This window comes from Kribbella sp. NPDC048837 (genome assembly GCF_055586945.1).
Map to the genome: position 1 here is coordinate 19,283 of NZ_JBVJHF010000014.1, position 18,860 is coordinate 38,142.

An 18,860-nucleotide genomic window follows, 5' to 3' on the forward strand; every position below is an offset into this window, starting at 1 on the left:
CGCTCGTTGCTTGCGGACTGGAGTGCTCGGATCGGCGATGCCTGGGGACCAGACTGTAGGAAATCATCCAGATCAGGTCTTGGATGGAGCTGATATCTACGATACGGTACAGCCACTTCACTCGGACGTAAGGAGCTGTTTCCGCTATGACAATCTCCACCGCGTCGCCGACTGCTGCCGCTGCGCTGCACGCCGACTCGCTGGTCATCAATGCGATGGACCCGACTGACCTGAAGCAGGGGGACGTCGAGTACTTCAAGAAGCTGCAGCGGGGAGGGCTCACCGCGATCGTCCACGCGGTGCACATCTCTGACGCCACGCTGCGAACGGCGGTCGCGAGCATGGTTGCCTGGAAGCGGCGCTACGAGCAGTTCTCCGAGTACGTCACGCCGGCAACCTCGATCGCCGACATCCAGCAGGCCAAGGATGCCGGGAAGACCGCGGTGTTCCTGTCGTTCGAAGACTCGACGGCGGTAGAGAAGGACCTAGCCAACGTCGAGGTCCTCTACGAGCTGGGCCTGAGGTTCATGGGCCTGACCTACCAAGACCGCAACTTCTCCGCCGACGGATGCGGTGAGCCCGCCGATGCCGGGCTGAGCAAGTTCGGGCGATCACTCGTGCGGGAGTGCAATCGCCTCGGCGTGGTCGTGGATCTGTCGCACACCGGATTCCGCAGCTCGATGGAGGCGGTCGAGGTCAGCGAGAAGCCCGTGGTGGTGACTCACGGCGGTCTGCGGTCCTTCGTCGAAACCATTCGGAACAAGCGGGACGACGAACTGAAGGCTGTAGCCGCGGCAGGAGGCGTGATCGGGATCGCGACCAAGTCCGGATACATCAAGTCCGACGGTCAGAACACTGGCACGACGGTCGGCGACTACGTGGACACCGTCGCCTACCTTGCCGATCTCGTGGGGCCGGAGCACATCATCGTCGGGACCGATGTCGGCGACGAGCGGCGCTACACCCCAGGGGGAATGGCGGCGTTCAGGAGCAAGCACCCCGAGGTGCCCATCTTTGGCGATGCACTCGACGTCTCCCTGATCCACCCCGAGGGTCTGGAGAGCCCGGCCGGCCTCCCGCTGATCACTGCAGGTCTCGCCGAGCGAGGCTTCACCGAAACCGAGATTCGCGGAGTACTGGGGCTGAATCTGATCCGCGTCCTTGGCGAGATCTTCGACCCGAAGGACGGCGCCCGATGACTACGGACCTGCAGGTCATGATCAAGGAACTCGATCGCCTCGCCGACGACATCCAGACCAACGAACCGGAGGAGATCCGCTCCCTCAGAACCGGCGGGCTGAGTGTGCGCGGAGGCGGTGAGGAGCAGTACTTCACCACATGGGACACGGCAGCAGGGCTGCTTCGCGACTTCGCTGCTCGGACGATGTATCCGTTGTTGCGCCTGGCGGCCTTCACTGACTACCCCCTTCGGCAGATCGGTGAGATCTTTGACGAGCTTGATGCTGGCTACAACAGCCTTCTGCACTACGCCGGGTTCGAGATCTTGGCCGATCGCGCAAAGCTGCTCCGTGCTGCGGCCCGAGCAGAAGACATCACCAAGGATGAGTGGATTGCCGCGCTGAAGGCGTTCATCCGGTACGTCAACCGACTTGATGCCTGGTCGCACCACTATTTCCCCTGGTATCTGGGCACACACTTCCGCACGACCTCCCCGGTGAGGTCCGATGCGGCGATCGAGACGAGGACGCCACTCGAGGTTATGGGTCCTCGGATCAGGCTCACATGGCAGCCGCTGGGCGTCAGCGTCGACGCGACCCTGGCCGAGAACCTCAACCCTGAACTGGTCAGCGAGCTGCTTGCGCGGCTGCCCTTCACGGTGCTCCAGGAACACGCCGTACTGGCGGGGGAGTCGATGTTCGCATGGACGCCAATGGTCAGCCTCGCGCCAGTGGCTACCCGCGAGCGCGTATGCGATGCGCCACCGGGGCGCCTGCGGTTCCAGCAGGCCAGCGGCCAGAAGCTCGTGGTCGCCTATGGCTCCACAACTGAGACCGTCCTCTCACCCGTGCTCGGCGCGGTCGATCCCGAGCACGTCATCCGACTCCCTGGCATTGGCCGACATGTCGCCGAGAGCACGTTCCGCAGCAAGGAAATGATCTGGCTCGAGGTCACGGTCCTCTAGCCCCAGCTTGTACCCGCTTGGGCGTACTACGTCTGTGACCGCCCCATCCTCTCTTATCCCCTCAGTTCCCCTCAGTCTCAAAGGAGATCCGCTATGAAGCGGCAATCTCGAAACGCACGGTCGTTGCTCGCGCTCGCGAGCGCTCTGCTCATCGCCGGCTGCGGCGTGCAGGTCGCGGGTGACGAAACCGCCGCCAAACCCGTGTCGGGTGATGGCAGTCTCTTCTCCGAGCTGCCGCCCGAAGTACAGCAGAGCAAGACGATCACGTTGGCGAACTACGGATCGCTGCCACCGTTCTACATCCCAGGTGGCGCCGGCGGGCAGATCAGTGGCGCTGGAGTCGAGATGGAAGATGCGCTGGGCCAGGAGCTCGGAGTCACCATCAAGCGCGTCACGGTCGCGGGACTGCCTGCAATCAAGACAGGCATTGCTGCCAACCGCTTCCACGGTTCGCTCGGTCCAACCGGCGATACCCGCAGCAAACAGGGCAGCAACGACTTCGTCGACTGGATCAAGGAACACGTGGTGTTCGCGGTGAAGACCGGCAACCCGGCCGGAATCTCAAAGATCGAAGACACATGCGGTAAACGCATCGCGCTGTTGGCGGGCGGTACCACCGAGAAGGTGATCACGGCCGCATCCGAGGCCTGTGTGGCACGCGGTGCGCCGGCCGTCGTCAAGCAGACCTACCCGGACCTACCGACTATGACCCTCGCAGTCCAGTCGGACCGATCTGACGCCGCGTTCTCAGCGATGGCGCCGTTGAACTACTACAAGGAGCAGGCCGGCGGTGCCCTGCAGATCACCGGAACCAACACCGCCAACGGATTCCCAGACCTCTACCAAGGCCTCATCCTGCCCAAGGACTCGCCGCTGAGTCCGGTTTTCGTCAAGGCTTTCAACAAGCTGATCGCGAACGGCACCTACGCGCGGATCCTCCAGAAGTGGAAGCTGACCGCCAACGTCGTGCCCGCCGCAGGCTTGAACTTGGCCAAGAGCTAGACGCGGGTCTGCCGCAGACCAGGAGTGAGCCATGCTTCATCTAACACAATCCCGCACGCGCCCCGAAGAGCGAACAAGTCACGCGGCAAAGGTTGACGTCGCCCAGGCTAGTCACCGGCCGCCGATCGCAAGCATCATCATCGGTGTGATCGTGTGCGTTGCCGCATTGCAGGCTGCACAGTTCCTCGCTACCAACAAGGCGATCGAGTGGTCTGTCGTCGGCCAGTTCATCACCGACGGCACCATCCTGAAGGGCATCCTCACCACGCTCCAGCTCACCGCCATATCCATGGTCTTGGGCGTGATACTGGGCGCCGTCGTCGCCGGCATGCGACTATCGAAGAACCCTTTCCTCAACGCCATCGCGGGTGTTTACGTCTGGATCCTCCGGGCGATTCCGGTCCTGGTGCAGTTGCTGTTTTGGTATAATCTCTCAGCGCTGCTTCCTCGCCTCACGATAGGCGTTCCATTCGGCCCGGACCTGCTCTACTGGGACACGAACAGTCTCATCACGCCGTTGTTCGCGGCCATTCTCGGGCTGACCCTCAACGAGGCTGCCTACATGGCAGAGATCATCCGTGGCGGACTCATGGCAGTGGATCCGGCGCAACGCGAGGCCGCAACCGCCCTCGGTATGAACTCATCCCGCATGTACGCCCGGATCATCGTTCCCCAAGCCATGAGATTTGTCGTGCCCCCGACCGGCAGTCAGCTCATCAGTATGCTGAAGGCCACCTCGTTGGTCAGCGTTATCGCCATGTCGGACCTGCTGTACAACGTGCAGCACATCTACAACGAGAATTTCAAGATCATCCCGCTGCTCACGGTCGCAGTGATCTGGTACCTAGCCCTGACGTCCGTACTCTACGTCGGCCAAACCTACGTTGAGCGGTACTACGCGCGGGGCGCCGACCGCTATAGCACAGACAAGCAGTCCCGGCGTGCCCGGCGGATCATCGAGCGGAACAGGGCGGGTGAATCATGAGCGACACGACGACCGACGTCCCCGTCATCGAGATCGACGACGTACATAAGAGCTTCGGCGACCTGGCAGTCCTGCAAGGAGTATCGCTGACAGTGCGCCCACGTGAGGTGGTCGCCATACTCGGACCATCAGGATCGGGGAAATCCACCCTCCTGCGTTCGGTCAACAACCTGGAGACCATCCAAGGCGGGAACATCCGACTCAACGGCGAACTGGTGGGCTACGAGTATCACGGGACGAAGATCTATCCCATGAGCAGGCGGGCGGCCGCCGCCCAACGCCGCAGCATCGGGATGGTCTTCCAGAGCTTCAACCTCTTCCCGCACTTGACCGTCCTGCAGAACATCATCGAAGGGCCCGTCGGGATTCTGAAAGAGCCTAAGGGCACCGCGAGGGCAAGAGCAGTCGAACTCCTTGAGACGGTGGGCCTGCCGGACAAAGCCGACGCCTACCCGCGGCAACTGTCGGGTGGCCAGCAACAACGGGTCGCCATTGCCCGGGCATTGGCGATGCGGCCGAGTGCGATGCTGTTCGACGAGCCGACCAGCGCCCTCGACCCGGAATTGGTCGGCGAGGTACTCGATACCATGCGGCGCCTCGCAGAGCAGGGGCTCACCATGCTGGTCGTTACTCATGAGATCGGCTTCGCGCGTGAAGTCGCCGATAGGGTTATCTTCATGGACCGCGGAGTGATCCTCGAGGAAGGGCCGGCGCGCGAGATCCTGGACAACCCTCAGACGGCACGTGCTCGGGAATTCTTCGGAAAGGTGCTCTAGCGGTGACAGAGGCAGCAGAAAACCTGTCAGGTGATATCGCGCGCGATCTCAGCAAGTTGCTGAGCACGCTGCCGGCCGCCGAACGAGCGGTGGCTCGCCAACTGCTCGACGAGTACCCAGTCTCGGGCCTGGAGACGGTAGCGCAGTTGGCCGCCAAGGCCGAGGTGAGCGCGCCGAGCGTCCTTCGTCTCATCAACCGGCTCGGCTTCGAAAACTACGCAGCGTTCCAGGCGCGGATCCGATCGGCGATCGAGAAGCGCTTGTCCAGCCAGCAGCAGAACCTTGCTGAGGAGCTGGTCATCGGGGGACACGAGCTTGACGCCCCCGCTGAACGGATCTACACCGGGGTCCAACGATCCCTGGTGGGGGTGTCGGCCGAGCAGCGACGAACGTTCGCAGAGCTGGTGTCACGACCGAAAACGCGAATCCACGTGATCGGTGGATCCGTCTGGGGCCTGCCCGCCGGCTACCTCACCCGTGAGCTGCAGCTACTTCGGCCTGGCGTCAGCCAGGTCCCCGGGGAACGGTGGGCTCAATCCCGCGTCCTGCTGGACATCGGGCGCGACGACCTCGTCGTGGCCTACGACTTCCGCCGCTATCACATCGAAACCGTGGACTTCAGCACTCAGGCTCATGAACGCGGCGCGAGGATCGTCCTGATCACCGATCCATGGATGTCACCGTTGATCAAGGTCGCCGACCTGGCACTCGTCCTCGACGAGCAAGCAAGCTCGGTGCTCACTCCGGTGACCGCCGCCATAGCCATCACCGAATTGCTGCTGACCGACGTCATCGGCAGTATCGGTCCCGCAGCTCTCGCTCGGCTCGTCCAACACGACGAACTCGTGCACGACATTGTGGCCCGCTACGAGCCGGGTACCGGAGTCAGACCGGCCATCGCCGAAGCGGCTGAAACGCCATAACCCGAGTCCGTCACCGGGCTTTGGACGGTGGTACGGCCACACGTTGACGGGCATGGCACGCTCGTCCCGCACACGAGGACGGAACCTCTCCACCATGGCTGCATCTGCTACTAGTCAGCTTGCTCATTTTGTTGCGACTGTCCGGGAGCTCCCACCCGCGGTGACAGAGCAAGCAAAGCTACATATTGCGGACACTTTTTCCTGCATCTACGCCGGAACTGCATCTGAACCCGTCAAGGCTCTGACGGCAGCGTTATTCCCCTCGGGTGCCGACCTGGGCGGGGTCCCCGTACCCGGATGGGGATACTGCAGCGATCCCTCTCGGGCCGCATTGCTGATCGGAACATGCGCTCATGCCGACGACTTTGACGACACGAGCGAGTACTCGATGAAGGGCCATCCCAGCGCCCCGATCGTCAGCGCGCTCTTGCCGACCGCTTTCGTCACCCAAGCCAGTGGAAGCGCCTTCATCCGAGCGTACATAGTCGGCATCGAGGTTGCGGGCAAGCTCGGTCGTGCCATAGGTACTGCTCACCTGCGGAAGGGCTGGCACACGATGTCAACCCTCGGCACTTTGGCAGCTGCGGCAGCTGCCGCGAATCTTCGCGGGCTCGATGCCGCTCAAGCAGAGCGCGCATTGGCGATCGCCAGCTCGTCCGCCGGCGGTCTACTCGGTAACACCGGAACCATGATGAAGAGCATGCACTGCGGCCAGGCAGCGGAAGCCGGGTTTCGCGCAGCATCTCTCGCCGAAGTCGGCTTCACGGCGGGAACCAATATCCTCGAAGCGCGAACCGGTTTCCTGGACGCATTTACAGACGGATCTCTCTCTGAGATCGCGCTACCGCCACTGGGTGAGGACTGGGAGATCATCGCGCCTGGCCTCGCAGTGAAACTCTATCCCAGCTGTAACTGCACCCACCTCGCCATCGACGCGGCACTGCAAATCCGCCAACATCCGCGCTTCGACATCGCCGCAATTACGCAGATCAACTGTGCGGTGCCACGCGAGGAATGCGTCGGATACTTGCGCTTCCCACAGCCGAAAACAGGGATCCAAGCCAAGTTCAGCATGAACTACACAGTGGCTGCTGCCTTGATTCAGGGCGAGTTGACACTAGACGACTTCGAGACCCCAGCGCTCGAGCGTCGCGATGTAGTAGACCTCGCATCCAAGATCCAGATGCTTGGCTGGCATGACGGATCGGATGCCCCGGTTGTCGAAGTCGTCTTCAGGGACGGTTCACGATTGACCGAGTATCGCACTGTGCAGCGCGGGGCCCCAGCGGACCCGGTGGATTGGAGAGACGTCCTCATGAAACTCAAGGGCAACGTTGCGCGGGCGAGTTGCAAGCCGGCCGATCTCGAGCAGCTCAGTGTGGCGCTCCAGCAGTTGGATAACCAACCCAGCGTGGTGGACATCATTTCTGCGTGATCCGGTTACGCGCAGGGCGTCAGCTAGACGCGGCAGCCACGAACTGAGGCAGACCGCGGGCGTCGCAGACGACATTCCTAGACCGTCCCGTGCCCCACTTCGAGATGGCAGGTCCGAGCAGATCGGCGGCCCAACCTTCACATCGGCAGGCTGTCCCATCGTTCTGGCATGGACGCGGTGCCGTTCTTCGGGGCGAGGCTGTCTGCAGTCGAGCAGCGGCGGTCGTCGCTGACCGCAAAGGAGGCAGCACATGACTCATTACGATCTCGTACTCATCGGCTTCGGCGGTGTCAACCGGGCTCTGGCCGAGCTAATCGTCGAGCGCGGCGACGAACTGACCGCGGAGCTCGGGTTTTCCCTGCGAGTCGTCGCGATCACAGACCTGCGGGCCGGATCGTTGGTGGATACTGACGGCATCGCGCTCGCCCCGCTACTCGAAGCGGCGCCAGGGGATCTGGCCTTCTCCGAGATTGGCGGGGGGAGCGCCGACCCACGTAACGAGTGGATCATTCGGGAGGTTCCGGCCGACGTCATCGTCGAGGCGACATTCACAAACCCTCGGGACGGAGAGCCCGCGCTGTCCCACGTGCGCTGGGCGCTGGAGGCAGGCAAACACGTCTGCACTACGAACAAGGGTCCGGTGGCTCTGCATGGCCTGGCACTGCGCGAGCTGGCGACCGCCTGCGGCGTCGGCTTCGAGTTCGAAGGCACGGTGCTCAGCGGTACCCCTATCCTGCGATTGGCGGACAAGATGCTCGGCGGTCTCCGGATCTCCGGTGTCGAAGGGATCCTGAACGGCACCTCGAACTACATACTGGGGCGGGTCGAAGACGGCCTCGACTTCGAAGATGCAGTCAAGGAGGCCCAGGAACTCGGCTATGCGGAGGCCGACCCCACCGCGGATGTCGAGGGCCACGACGTCCAGCTCAAGCTAAAGATCCTCGCAAGTGAGGTGCTCGGCGCCGAACTGGGTACCGATGAGGTGTTCCGCGAAGGGATATCCACTCTCGCCGCTGACGATGTGCGAGACGCGGTGTCGAAGGGCCTGCGTTGGAAGCTGGTCGGTTCTGCCGTGCGTCGCGCCGATGGAGGGATTGACGCCAAGGTTGCGCCGGTCGCACTTGCAGCCGACCATCCACTGGCCGGGATCTCAGGGCCGCTCAACGCGGTGGTCTTCCACACCGATCTGCTCGGCGATGTCATGATCTCCGGTCCTGGGGCCGGTCGCGTGGAGACGGCGTACGCCCTGTTGTCGGACATCATCGCGCTCCATCGGCGCCGTCACGACGGTCCAGCCACTTCGACCCGCCGGGTGACGGAGGTGGCCATCGATGGCTGAAACGACATACACGGCCGTTCGCGAGGACACAGCGGCCGTCCTGAACCCGTACAACGGCGAGATCGTCGGTTCGGTCTGTACGGTCCCGCACGCCGCCGTTGGCGACGTCCTGCAGCGAGCCAGGTTTGGCCGCGGCGTGGCACGTGAGATGTCACGGGCGGCTCGGGCCTCCCTCCTAGATCGCGCGGCGCGTCTAGTGGAGGAACGTGCGGAGTCTTTCGCCACGCTGATCGTGAGTGAGGCGGGCAAGACCATTACCCAGGCACGCAAGGAGGTTTCCCGCGCAGTGAACACCCTGGTGCTGTCGGCGGCCGAAGCCAGAAGCAACGCGGGAGAAGTGGTGCCGTTCGACGCCTATGCCGGCTCAGAAAACCGACAGGGCTGGTTCACACGCGAACCTCTGGGAATCATTGCCGCCATCACGCCCTACAACGACCCGCTCAACCTGGTCGCGCACAAACTCGGCCCGGCGATCGCCGGCGGGAACGCCGTGATCCTCAAACCATCCGAGCTCACTCCGCTGTCCGCGCAAGAGTTGGTCGACACCTTGATCGAGGCCGGACTGCCGAACGAGGTCGTGACCGTGGTGAACGGCGGCCCCGAACTCGGCGCGGCTATTGTCGCCGCGCCCGAAGTGCTCATGGTCTCGTTCACCGGGGGCTTCGCGACCGGTGACGCGATCGCGCGATCGGCTGGTCTTAAGAAGCTCGCGATGGATCTCGGCGGGAACGCGCCGGTGATCGTCATGGCAGATGCCGACCTGGACCGGGCAGTGGCGTCCTGCGTCTCCGGGGCATTCTGGGCAGCGGGGCAGAACTGTGTCGGTACGCAGCGGCTACTTGTCGCCCGCGCGGTGTACGAGCCGTTCCGCGAGGCCTTCGTCGAACGAACCCGCCGGCTACGCACCGGCGACCCTGCGGAAGAGTCGACGGATGTGGGCCCCATGATCACCGAGGCTGCTGCCCGCTCGGCTTGCACGAAGATCGCTTCTGCTGTCGCCGGTGGGGCGAGACTGTTGTGCGGCAACGAGCTGGATGGCGCACTTCTGACCCCGACTGTGCTGGAGAATGTCTCGGGGAGCAGTGCGATCTGGTGTGAAGAAGCGTTCGCTCCGGTGGTGCTGCTCGAGCCGTTCGATACCTTCGACGAGGCCATCGGCCGAGCCAACGAGATCGACTTCAGCCTGCATGCGGGCATCTTCACCGCCAGCCTTGAGCAGGCTCTTGCGGCGGGGGAGCAGTTGGACGCGGGCGGTGTCATGATCAATGACTCCTCCGACTATCGCTTGGATGCCATGCCCTTTGGAGGGTTCAAGCACGGCAGCATGGGCCGGGAAGGCGTGCGCTTCGCTTACGAGGAGATGACCCAGCCCAAGGTGGTGTGCATCAACCGCAGCTAGTGCATGATGCCCGGGGATCGGAGGTCGTTGCCTGCGGCCGGTTGATCACGCGGGAGAGAGTGAGCGCGGTGACGGTGTCCTTGACGCCCGGCATGTGGGCGATGTCCTCCCAGATGCCGCGTATGCGTTCGAGCGATCGAGCCTCTACCCGAGCCATCAGATCGAAGTCTCCGCTGAGAACTTCGCAGAGGACGACCTCCGGAATGCGTTTGAGAGCCGCCAGCACTTCGCCGCCGCGCATCCGGTCCTGGCGGTAGACAAGGACGAGAGCCGAAACGAAGTCAGCGTCTTCGCGCTCATTGGCACGGACGATGGTGTAGCCCCCGATGTGTCCCTCGCGCTCGAGACGATCGATGCGCTGGCGCACGGCGGTACGGGACAGCATCACCCGTTTGGCCAGTTCGGCGCTCGAGATGCGGGCGTTGCGAGTCAGTTCAGTGATGATCTTCTCGTCGGTCGTGTCCATGCCACAGGGCTCCAATGGGGAGATAGCGGTGAGTCGCCTCGCGGTCTATATGTCGGCCGGTTGCCACTTATGACTCGCTGGCGACGGGGCGCGTTCAGGTCACCTTGTCCAGCACCATCATCACGAGCTCCGCGGGCGAATCAGCAGTCGCGATCGCACGTGCGGATTCCGACGGCTCGCCATAGCCCCACGACACGCGGATCGCTGGGATTGCCTCACTGCAAGCACTGTCCACGTCGTAGCCCCGGTCGCCAACCATCAGCGGACCGGCAGTGTCGATGCCCAGGGTGCGCAGCCGCGTGAGGCACTCGCGAATCACGTCGACCTTCGAAACCCGGCCGGCCTCATCAGAGGTGCCGCACACCGTCTCAAAATGAGAGGCCAACCCGAAGTGGCGGATGATCCGCTCGGCCTGGTCCTCTACCTTCGACGTGGCGATCGCCATCGGGATCCCGGCTGCGGACAAAGTGTCTAACATGTCATGGATCCCGCCGTAGACCCCGCTGTTTAACGCGCCCGAGTTTGCGTAGAACCTGCGATACGCCAGCAAGGCCCGCTTCGCGGTCGATTCATCAAGCCCCACCGCTCGTCGAAATGACTCGTACATTGGTGGGCCGACGAACGTGCGCAACGTCCGTTCGTTGGGCACATCGGCACCAACCGCGCTCAGTGCTGCGGCGGCGCTGACGACAATGCCCGGGGCGGAGTCCACCAGCGTGCCGTCGAGGTCCAGGAGAAGACAACTGGCTGTCATTTGGTCGTTGGGATCCTTCCGCGCCGGTTCCGGCCTAGGGGGCGAGCGGTCGCCGCTCCGCACACATCGACCAGCGCACAAGTTCAACCCGGGGCGACCGGAGTTGCACCCACGCCGAAGCAGTCGCGCTTCAACACGAGGGCTGATCTGTACAATATCGTAGATATTTCTTCTGTCAACGTAAGATCTGGATGATCTTCAACAGGGACGTGGGTCGTGCTCCCTCCGCACCGCCTGCGGCGCTCGCCACAACTCAGCTGGACTGACGTCCACCCCGTGGCTCAGGTGCATGCACATTCACCTCGTCTGGTCACACGCGAAGGCCGCCAAACTAGTGACACCTCACGGCTCGTGAGAGCGCCTCCTGGACCACCCACGCGATCCATCCAACTCGCCTCAGCACGAGCTCGACCCACGCCGATCTCCGCTCATGCCGACGTCAGTCGGCGAGGCACTCTCACCCAAGGCGAGTAATCGTGGGTGGCGGAAGTGGATAGCTGGCTCACGAGAGCGACTGGCTGTGGTATCTCAGGCTCCTTGGCCCACGCAACCGCGTCGCCAGGTCGATCGCCGGCCGCGACAAGCCGGGGGAGTGCAGGCACCGGCGGGAGATCGAGGTCGGAAACAGGAGGAGACATGTAGCGGGCAACGGCTGGTCGGCGCGCGGGGATCGTCACGCGCCACCGAGCGGCGTTCTTGTCGGGCGTCCCCGAGAATGTGCCACAGTGAATGACGCGGGTGAGCGGATCTCGCGACCAGCGGCTCCGATCCCTACGGCGGCCCGACTCACTCAGGGTCTTCACTGCGTCGGTCCGCCTCCGCTGGCTGACCCCGGTCGGAGCGGCGCGTCGCGCAAACGTCGCGGCGAGTGGGTTGTCCGCCAGCCGAAGATCGCTGACGAGGGTCGATCCGGCCCTCGTCGTACTCGAGGCCAGCGCGGGCAGTCTCAAAGGTTGTCGCTGAGAAGGCGATTACGCCGTCTCGCCTTCACCTGCCGCGTTGTCACCCTTGTGCAGCCGTGTCTTGCGTGACCAACTCCTCGACGATGGCGCGGAGCTCTTCCTCGTCCTCGGGCCGGAAGCGGTTTTCGGGGGTCCGAACCGCACCTACCGACATCCCGCGTGCAGACAACGCGCGCTTGATGACGGCAGTGGCATAGCGGGGTCGCGACGATCGGAGAGCTGCCCAGCGTCGCAACTCTTGAAAATTTGGCGCCTCGTCCCGGACGGTCTGATTTCGGCGTGCGGCGGCGTCGAGGCTCTGTGCAAGGCGGCGTACGAGGTAGGGCGCGACATTGGCCGCCGAGCTGGTGAAGGTCGCCGCGTCGGGGAAACGAGGTGAGAGATCATCGCCGCCGCCGAAGATGAGCGGAAACTCCGGATGGAGGGTGGCGCGCATCCGGCGCCATCCTTGGGGATCAGCCGAGCCGTACTTGATGGCCAGTAGCGATTCTCGCGAAGCGCATCCTGCTATCCGGCGTTCTTCGATCGAGACGCCGTCGTAGTCAATGAGGAAGGGATCCCCCGTGAATCGAGAGCTGAGCTGGCGGCCGACAGTTCGCTCCACGCAGCGGGTCCTTGCCCGGGGAACAGCATGATGGCGTCGGCCCCGAGGTCGCGTAGGTGTTCCGCTTCTTCGGCGACCTCAGAGGCTGCAGGGATGCCGACAATGACGTGAGCGCGTGCTGAGTTGCTCAGCGAGGCGTGGACCGCGCCGAGAAGGGTGGCGCGCTCGGCTGCATCGGTGTCGTGGAGCTCGCCCACCACTCCGGTTATCACGAACTCGGTGAATCCGGCACCGGCAATGTGGCGCACCAGCGCCGACATACGCGCAGGGTCGACCGTGCCCGTGTGGTCGACTCCGCTCATCAGCATGACAAGAGGCTGCGAGAGGCGAAAGGTATGTCGACTCATCGTTGCGCCCGCAGCGATGATGACTTTTCGACCAGCTGGGAGTGGCGCCGGGTGGTGAGCAGCTCCTGCGGCAGCGCCAGGTGGCGAGCGGGAGAGACGTTGAGCATGGAGTGGGTCTCCATCCCTTCTAGCTTGTCGGATGCGCTAACAATGTCCAGCTGACGGCTCGACGACTGGAGGGCGGGTGAGAAGCCCCAGGGTCACTCGGGTCGGGGGTGAGATCTGAAACTGGAGGGAGGTCGCTGGGTGTGGGCCTACGCGTTGGCAGAGACGCCGACCGGTCGGCTCCGCTCCCTGGCGTACTCGTCAGCTCTGTGCTGGAGGAGCGCAGGAGTTCCTTCTGATCAACTCCGTGGGCAGCCTTATGTGTCGCAAGGGAGCGTCGCTCCCCTTGAGCCGGGTGATCAGTAACTCGGCCGCTGTGACCCCTAGCTGGCCGGTCGGCTGAGCGACTGCGGTGATGGGAGGCGAGACGAAGGTGAGCAGGTCGAAGTCGTCGAACCCGACGACCGAGATGTCGTGGGGGATGCGCAGGCCTAGATCCCGGGCGACACCCAGGACGCCCTCCGTCATGAAGTTGTCGGTGGAAAAGACTGCCGTGGGGCGAGTCGGGGACTTCAACAGTTGATAGGCGGCCGCATATCCACCTCGTCGTGTCGACTCGCCCATGACGATGTGGGCGGGGTTTAGCTCGAGGTTGGCGGAGCTCATCGCGCGTTGGTAGCCATCGAGTCGTTCGGCTGAGGTCTGGATGGCGGTGTCGTCGGTCACGACGCCGATTGCGCGATGGCCGAAGGAGATGAGATGAGCCACCGCCGCGGTCGCGCCGGCAAAGTTGTCGACCAGGATCGTGTCGGCGGCGATGCCCTTCGCGGACCGGTCGATTAAGACGAGCGGGATCCCGGCATCGATGACGGCGCTCAGATGTGACAGGTCGTCGCGTGCCGCAGGCGCGACGACCAGGCCGGCCACCATCTGCGTCTGGAAGGTATCGATGATCCGTTGCTCCCGGTCTGCCCGCTCGTCCGAACTTGCCACCAGGAGGGTGAAACCTTCAGCGTCGAGGGCGTCGGAGAGGTGACGGGCCACGGTGGCGAAGAAGGGGTTCTCGATATCGCTGGCGATCAGGCCGACTGACCGGAGCTGTCCCGAGCGCAGCGCCTGAGCGACCCGGTTGGCCCGGTAGCCGATGCGCTCGGCGGCGTCGAGCACCTTCGCGAGCGAGGTTGGGCTCACCGAACCGTAGCCGTGTAGCGCCCGGGCCGCGGTCGCTTGGGAAACCCCGGCAGCACGCGCCACGTCACGGATCGTTGCGGCCATACCTGACTCCATCCCACGACTGAGACCTCGGTGCATTGATAACGATCTCACAGGACTGGTTGACGACGCCTGACGGGTGTGCAAGATTCCGTTGATAACGTTCTCAATCGCAGGCCAGCATACCTGACTGATCCGCAAATAGCCGGGTGTCGCGTGGGCCGAGCAGCGACCAAACGACTGGAGACAGATGAGGGGCCACCTGACCACAGTGGGCGACTGCTGCCTGGATGCCTACACCAGCGAAGGCCTTCTCACCGCGGGTGGTAACGCACTCAACGTCGCGGCGCACTGGGCCCTCGTTGGGCGGGAGGTTCAGTTCTTCGGCGCAGTCGGGGACGACGCGAACGGAGACCGGCTGACACAGATGCTGGTCGCGCTCCCACTGGACGTCTCCGGCATGGTTCGGCTGCCGGGGTTCGCTACCGCCGTCACAGAGATCGGCATCCGTGACGGCGAGCGCGTCGTCATTCACGAGGACTACGAGATCGTCAAGGCGTTCCACTCGGACCGCCGCATGCCCTCCGAGTTGGCCCGGGCGAGCTGGGTGCACGTCGCCGGTGACGAAGCCTTGATCGGGCGTGTGCTGGCCGTGACCGGCGAGGTGCCGGTCAGCTATGACTTCTCGACCCATCACACGACCGTTGGCCTGGAGGGTTTGGCGCTCGGTTGCTATTCCTGGCCGGGCAGCACGCCCGAGCAGGCGGAGCGCTTGGCTCAATCGGCCGTGCAAGGTGGCAGCCGTGCCGCTCTGGTGACGCGCGGGTCTGTGGGGAGCCTCTATTTCGATGGGGCCACCCTGTTCGAGTGTCCGGCGCGTCATATCGAGGCCGTCGACACGTGCGGAGCGGGAGACAGTTTCATCGCGGAGTTCGTGCTGGCTCATCTGGCGGGCGAGTCACCGTCCCTGGGGCTGAGCCGGGCCACCCAGGCGGCAAGCAATACGTGCCTGCACCTCGGCGGCTGGCCGCAACAGCCGCACCGCTATCTGGATGCCGTGGAGACGGAGGACCGATGAACCTGCCGACCTATTCCGAACTGCGACGTCGCACCGACGCACCGCCTGGCTCCTCTTGGGGGCTGTTCGGCGATGGAGACCAGCTTGGGACGGTGAACCTGCTCACGGAAGAGCGAGCCCTGCGCGCGGCGCAGTTGGTGCGGCACGGGGCGGTCTTCAATCTCGACTATCCCATCAACGCGTTCGCACCGACACCGGCTCCAGCTCGCCGGCTGGCGCAGCACACGATCGTGCCGATGCACGCGAACAATCGCGACGACTACCTCGACGCGTTCTATTTGCAGGGCACCTCGCAGTTCGACGGTCTGCGGCATCACCGTCATCCGAAGTACGGCTTTTACGGCGGGGTTTCCGACGACACCGTGCGTCCTGGCACCCCCGACATCGGCATCCAGCACTGGTCGGAGAAGGGGTTGGTCGGTCGCGGCGTTTTGCTCGACGTCGACGCATATCTGCGGGCGAAGGGGCGCGCCCTCGACCAGCTTGCGGGAGAGGCCTTCGACGTCAACCTCCTGGACGAGGTGGCCGCCTCAGCCGGGGTGACCTTCGAGGACGGAGACATCCTTCTCATTCGAACCGGCTGGGCGCACTACTACTTCCACGAGCTCGACGCTCAGGGTCGCTCCGAGCTTCCCAGCCACGAACGGTCCAGCGGGCTGACTCAGTCCGTGGAGACCGTCGAGTGGTTGTGGGACAACCACTTCTCGATCGTCGCCAGCGACACGATCGCGGTGGAGGCCCGGCCGCCGGCCGCGGACTCTCCGTTCGTCGGCAACTTCCGAGGGATGTTGCACCCGGATCTCATCGCCTTGCTCGGCATGTGCCTCGGCGAACTGTGGCACCTCGACGAACTGGCGCAGGCCTGCGCCGCTGACGGCGTCTACGACTTCATGGTCGTCGCGAAGCCGCTGAACCTGATCGGCGGAGTCGGATCCCCGCCTAACGCCATCGCCCTGCGCTGAGCGCACTAACAACCACATCAAACGGATCTCCAGTGTTGGAGGAAGCCATGAACCAAGACGGCCGTACGTCTCGTCAGCTACCACGCCGCAACATGCTCCAGATCGGCGGTGCCGCAGCGCTTGTGGCCGGCTGCGGCCGGCTCACCGGGTCCGACACCAAGACGTCCTCGGGAGGAACTAAAACCATCCGGGTAGCGGTGTTCGGCGCATCCCAATCGGTCGAGTCGCGCAAGCAGATGGTCCAGGAGTTCGAGGCGGCACACAACGACCTCAAGGTCGACCTAGTGCCCATCCAAGGAAAGGACTGGAACGACTTCTTCACCAAGATCCTGACCCAGGTCGCCTCTGGCAACGCCCCGGACCTCGTCGAGGTCGCGACCGAGGGCACGCAGCTGTTCGCGAGTCGTCTGGCTGCGCCACTGGACGACTACGTGAGGAACAACAAGAACGATCTGCGTGAGTACTTCACCGACGTCCATCCCTCCCTGACGGAGTCGATGATGTACGAGGGCAGCCTTTACTCGCTGCCCTTCAAGTTCAACGCGGCGAACATCATCTACAACAAGGCGCTCTTCCAGAAGGCAGGCCTCGCGGCTCCCGCCGCCAACTGGACGGTCGAGGACTTCTCTGCGGCAGCAGCGGCGATCAGCCGCACTGCCAAGTCGCGCGATACCTCCGCGTTCTACTGGGCCAACAGTCTGTTCGGCGGACTTCTGCCGTGGATGTTCGTCAACGGCTCCAACCTGCTGACCGAGGAGCGCGCTCCAGGCGGTGAATGGCTATGGGGCGAGTTCTACCCCAAGGACGCCGCCGGTTCGCGCGGTGGAGGATGGCGTTGGACCACCCCGATCGCCAACGATCCGAAGAACGTCGAGGCCCTCCAGTTCGTTCGCGATCTCGTGTCGCGCCGTCTCGCCCCGGCACCGGAACAAGGTGCGTCAGTGTCCGTTCAGGGACTGTTCGCGAGCGGCGCCGTCGGGATGGCCCCGGGTGGCGGGTCCTGGGCCGGAGGCCTGGCGAACGCAGGCATGGCAAGCGACGTCTTCGATGTTCAGTTCTTCCCGCGCTGGCGGACTCAGCGCCACCAGTTCGGTGCGTCGGGCTACATGATTATGAAGTCTGCGAAGGACAAGGATTCGGCGTGGGAGTTCCTGAAGTACTCGGTTTCCAAGCCTGCCCTCGAGTCCGTGACCCGGGACAACTCAACGACGCCCGCCCGGCGGTCCCTGCTCACGGCCGACAGGTACTCGAAGACCGGGCCGTCGAACTGGCGGACGTTCTACGACACGCTCGACCGGTTCCCCGACACCGGTCCGCTGCCGGCTCCTCCGAAGTCGAACGAGATCACCTCTGCCTTTACGCAGTACGTGGGTCTTGGCGCCAACGGCAGCATCAGCCCGAAGCAGGCGCTGGACCAGATGCAGCAAGCGCTCGAGGGCATCTTGAAGAAGTAGGTGCAAGTGGGGGAGTTCACCGAACACAGCCAATGGAGGTGTCACATCATGCCAGCCCGCTATTCGCCACCCTGGCGGGACAGTCCGGGCGGACGCAAATCACGGGACTCGCTGCTCGCCTACGCGTTCCTCGCACCCACGCTTGCCGGGGTCGCGATCTTCACCGTCGGACCGATCGTCGCGTCCGTCCTGCTGAGCTTCTACGAATGGGACATCCTGTCCCCGCCGAAGTTCGTCGGGATCGACAACTACCGGTCCATCGCAGATGATCCGCTCATCGTCTCCAGCCTTCTGAACACGATTCGCTTCGTGTGTCTGGCGGTCACCCTGCAACTGGGTGTCTCGCTGGCCCTGGCGCTCGCCCTGCGGAAACGTCTGCCCCGCTTCCTCAACTCGATCTTCCGATCTGCGTTCTTCCTCCCGGTCGTCACCTCAGCCGCGTCGATCTCGATCGTCATGACCTATCTGTTCAACGACAAGTTCGGCCCGGTGAACTACTACCTGGCCAAGCTGGGCGTCGAAGGGATCCCGTGGCTGACGTCGGGCGGCTGGGCGATGCTCGCAGTCGTCATCGCCTATGTCTGGCAGCAGTTCGGCCTGACCTTCCTCATCTTCGTGGGCGGGCTGGCGGCCATCCCCGCAGACGTCTACGAGGCCGCCGAGGTCGATGGATCCACAGGCTGGCGAACCCTGCGGTACATCACCCTCCCGCTGCTCAGCCCGACGATCCTCATCGCGAGCGTCATCAGCATCATTCACGCGATGCAGGTCTTCGACCAGCCGTACGTCATGACCCGCGGCGGCCCAGGTGACGCCACGACGACGATGGTCATGACGATCTACCGCTTTGCCTTCGAGAACCTGCAATTCGGGCGAGCGTCGGCGGTCTCGGTCTTCCTGCTCGCCATGATCGCGACAGTCACGGCCCTCCAATTCCGCCTCAGCCGCAACCTGGTCTTCTATCAGTGACAGGA

At 63.9% G+C, this 18,860-nt stretch carries 19 protein-coding genes; 13 read left to right on the top strand and 6 right to left on the bottom strand.

The window, feature by feature from the left end; all coding sequences use genetic code 11:
* Positions 1 to 146: 146 nt before the first annotated feature.
* From ACZ6O0_RS41590 to ACZ6O0_RS41630, 9 genes are all read left to right on the top strand, one after another.
* Positions 147 to 1,199: a dipeptidase gene (locus tag ACZ6O0_RS41590; protein ID WP_465770607.1), complete on the top strand. Its 1,053-nt coding sequence runs from the start codon at positions 147 to 149 to the stop codon at positions 1,197 to 1,199.
* Positions 1,196 to 2,143: a cucumopine synthase-related protein gene (locus ACZ6O0_RS41595; RefSeq protein WP_465770608.1), complete on the top strand. Its 948-nt coding sequence runs from the start codon at positions 1,196 to 1,198 to the stop codon at positions 2,141 to 2,143. The genes ACZ6O0_RS41590 and ACZ6O0_RS41595 overlap by 4 nt, the downstream gene beginning before the upstream one ends.
* 93 nt (positions 2,144 to 2,236) lie before the next feature.
* Positions 2,237 to 3,145 carry a transporter substrate-binding domain-containing protein gene (locus ACZ6O0_RS41600; RefSeq protein WP_465770609.1) on the top strand — a complete coding sequence of 303 codons (909 nt, stop codon included), beginning with the start codon at positions 2,237 to 2,239 and terminating at the stop codon, positions 3,143 to 3,145.
* Between the two features lie 31 nt (positions 3,146 to 3,176).
* The gene (locus tag ACZ6O0_RS41605; RefSeq protein ID WP_465770610.1) at positions 3,177 to 4,130 is read left to right on the top strand and encodes an amino acid ABC transporter permease; all 954 of its coding nucleotides are present in this window, start codon (positions 3,177 to 3,179) and stop codon (positions 4,128 to 4,130) included.
* Positions 4,127 to 4,906: an amino acid ABC transporter ATP-binding protein gene (locus ACZ6O0_RS41610; RefSeq protein ID WP_465770611.1), complete on the top strand. Its 780-nt coding sequence runs from the start codon at positions 4,127 to 4,129 to the stop codon at positions 4,904 to 4,906. The genes ACZ6O0_RS41605 and ACZ6O0_RS41610 overlap by 4 nt, the downstream gene beginning before the upstream one ends.
* Before the next feature lie 2 nt (positions 4,907 to 4,908).
* Complete coding sequence (locus ACZ6O0_RS41615; RefSeq protein ID WP_465770612.1) at positions 4,909 to 5,829, top strand: MurR/RpiR family transcriptional regulator; 921 nt, start codon at positions 4,909 to 4,911, stop codon at positions 5,827 to 5,829.
* 94 nt (positions 5,830 to 5,923) lie between these two features.
* Positions 5,924 to 7,264: an MmgE/PrpD family protein gene (locus tag ACZ6O0_RS41620; RefSeq protein ID WP_465770613.1), complete on the top strand. Its 1,341-nt coding sequence runs from the start codon at positions 5,924 to 5,926 to the stop codon at positions 7,262 to 7,264.
* Positions 7,265 to 7,514: 250 nt separating this feature from the next.
* Positions 7,515 to 8,603 (top strand): homoserine dehydrogenase, encoded by a 1,089-nt coding sequence (locus ACZ6O0_RS41625; protein ID WP_465770614.1) that lies wholly within the window; start codon positions 7,515 to 7,517, stop codon positions 8,601 to 8,603.
* Positions 8,596 to 10,002 carry an aldehyde dehydrogenase family protein gene (locus tag ACZ6O0_RS41630; protein ID WP_465770616.1) on the top strand — a complete coding sequence of 469 codons (1,407 nt, stop codon included), beginning with the start codon at positions 8,596 to 8,598 and terminating at the stop codon, positions 10,000 to 10,002. The genes ACZ6O0_RS41625 and ACZ6O0_RS41630 overlap by 8 nt, the downstream gene beginning before the upstream one ends.
* Here ACZ6O0_RS41630 and ACZ6O0_RS41635 read toward each other — a convergent pair.
* The 6 genes from ACZ6O0_RS41635 to ACZ6O0_RS41660 form a co-directional block, all read right to left on the bottom strand.
* A complete protein-coding gene (locus ACZ6O0_RS41635) occupies positions 9,989 to 10,468 on the bottom strand; it encodes an Lrp/AsnC family transcriptional regulator (RefSeq protein ID WP_465770617.1) in 480 nt (159 codons plus the stop codon). The two genes, ACZ6O0_RS41630 and ACZ6O0_RS41635, sit on opposite strands and share 14 nt — an antisense overlap.
* Positions 10,469 to 10,562: 94 nt before the next feature.
* The gene (locus ACZ6O0_RS41640; RefSeq protein ID WP_465770618.1) at positions 10,563 to 11,222 is read right to left on the bottom strand and encodes an HAD hydrolase-like protein; all 660 of its coding nucleotides are present in this window, start codon (positions 11,220 to 11,222) and stop codon (positions 10,563 to 10,565) included.
* A gap of 1,002 nt (positions 11,223 to 12,224) precedes the next feature.
* Positions 12,225 to 12,620 (bottom strand): beta/alpha barrel domain-containing protein, encoded by a 396-nt coding sequence (locus ACZ6O0_RS41645; protein WP_465770619.1) that lies wholly within the window; start codon positions 12,618 to 12,620, stop codon positions 12,225 to 12,227.
* Between the two features lie 71 nt (positions 12,621 to 12,691).
* Complete coding sequence (locus ACZ6O0_RS41650) at positions 12,692 to 13,096, bottom strand: dihydrodipicolinate synthase family protein (protein WP_465770620.1); 405 nt, start codon at positions 13,094 to 13,096, stop codon at positions 12,692 to 12,694.
* A 35-nt stretch (positions 13,097 to 13,131) separates the two neighbouring features.
* Positions 13,132 to 13,257, bottom strand: coding sequence for a hypothetical protein (locus ACZ6O0_RS41655; protein WP_465770621.1), 126 nt, complete (start codon positions 13,255 to 13,257; stop codon positions 13,132 to 13,134).
* A 184-nt stretch (positions 13,258 to 13,441) separates the two neighbouring features.
* The gene (locus ACZ6O0_RS41660; RefSeq protein ID WP_465770622.1) at positions 13,442 to 14,455 is read right to left on the bottom strand and encodes a LacI family DNA-binding transcriptional regulator; all 1,014 of its coding nucleotides are present in this window, start codon (positions 14,453 to 14,455) and stop codon (positions 13,442 to 13,444) included.
* Positions 14,456 to 14,642: 187 nt separating this feature from the next.
* Between ACZ6O0_RS41660 and ACZ6O0_RS41665 the strand changes: the two genes are divergently transcribed.
* The 4 genes from ACZ6O0_RS41665 (at position 14,643) to ACZ6O0_RS41680 (ending at position 18,855) form a co-directional block, all read left to right on the top strand.
* Positions 14,643 to 15,470, top strand: coding sequence for a PfkB family carbohydrate kinase (locus ACZ6O0_RS41665; protein WP_465770623.1), 828 nt, complete (start codon positions 14,643 to 14,645; stop codon positions 15,468 to 15,470).
* A 92-nt stretch (positions 15,471 to 15,562) separates the two neighbouring features.
* Complete coding sequence (locus ACZ6O0_RS41670; RefSeq protein WP_465770624.1) at positions 15,563 to 16,432, top strand: cyclase family protein; 870 nt, start codon at positions 15,563 to 15,565, stop codon at positions 16,430 to 16,432.
* A 92-nt stretch (positions 16,433 to 16,524) separates the two neighbouring features.
* Positions 16,525 to 17,886: an ABC transporter substrate-binding protein gene (locus tag ACZ6O0_RS41675; RefSeq protein WP_465770625.1), complete on the top strand. Its 1,362-nt coding sequence runs from the start codon at positions 16,525 to 16,527 to the stop codon at positions 17,884 to 17,886.
* A gap of 48 nt (positions 17,887 to 17,934) precedes the next feature.
* Positions 17,935 to 18,855 (top strand): carbohydrate ABC transporter permease, encoded by a 921-nt coding sequence (locus ACZ6O0_RS41680; protein WP_465770626.1) that lies wholly within the window; start codon positions 17,935 to 17,937, stop codon positions 18,853 to 18,855.
* Positions 18,856 to 18,860 lie beyond the last annotated feature (5 nt).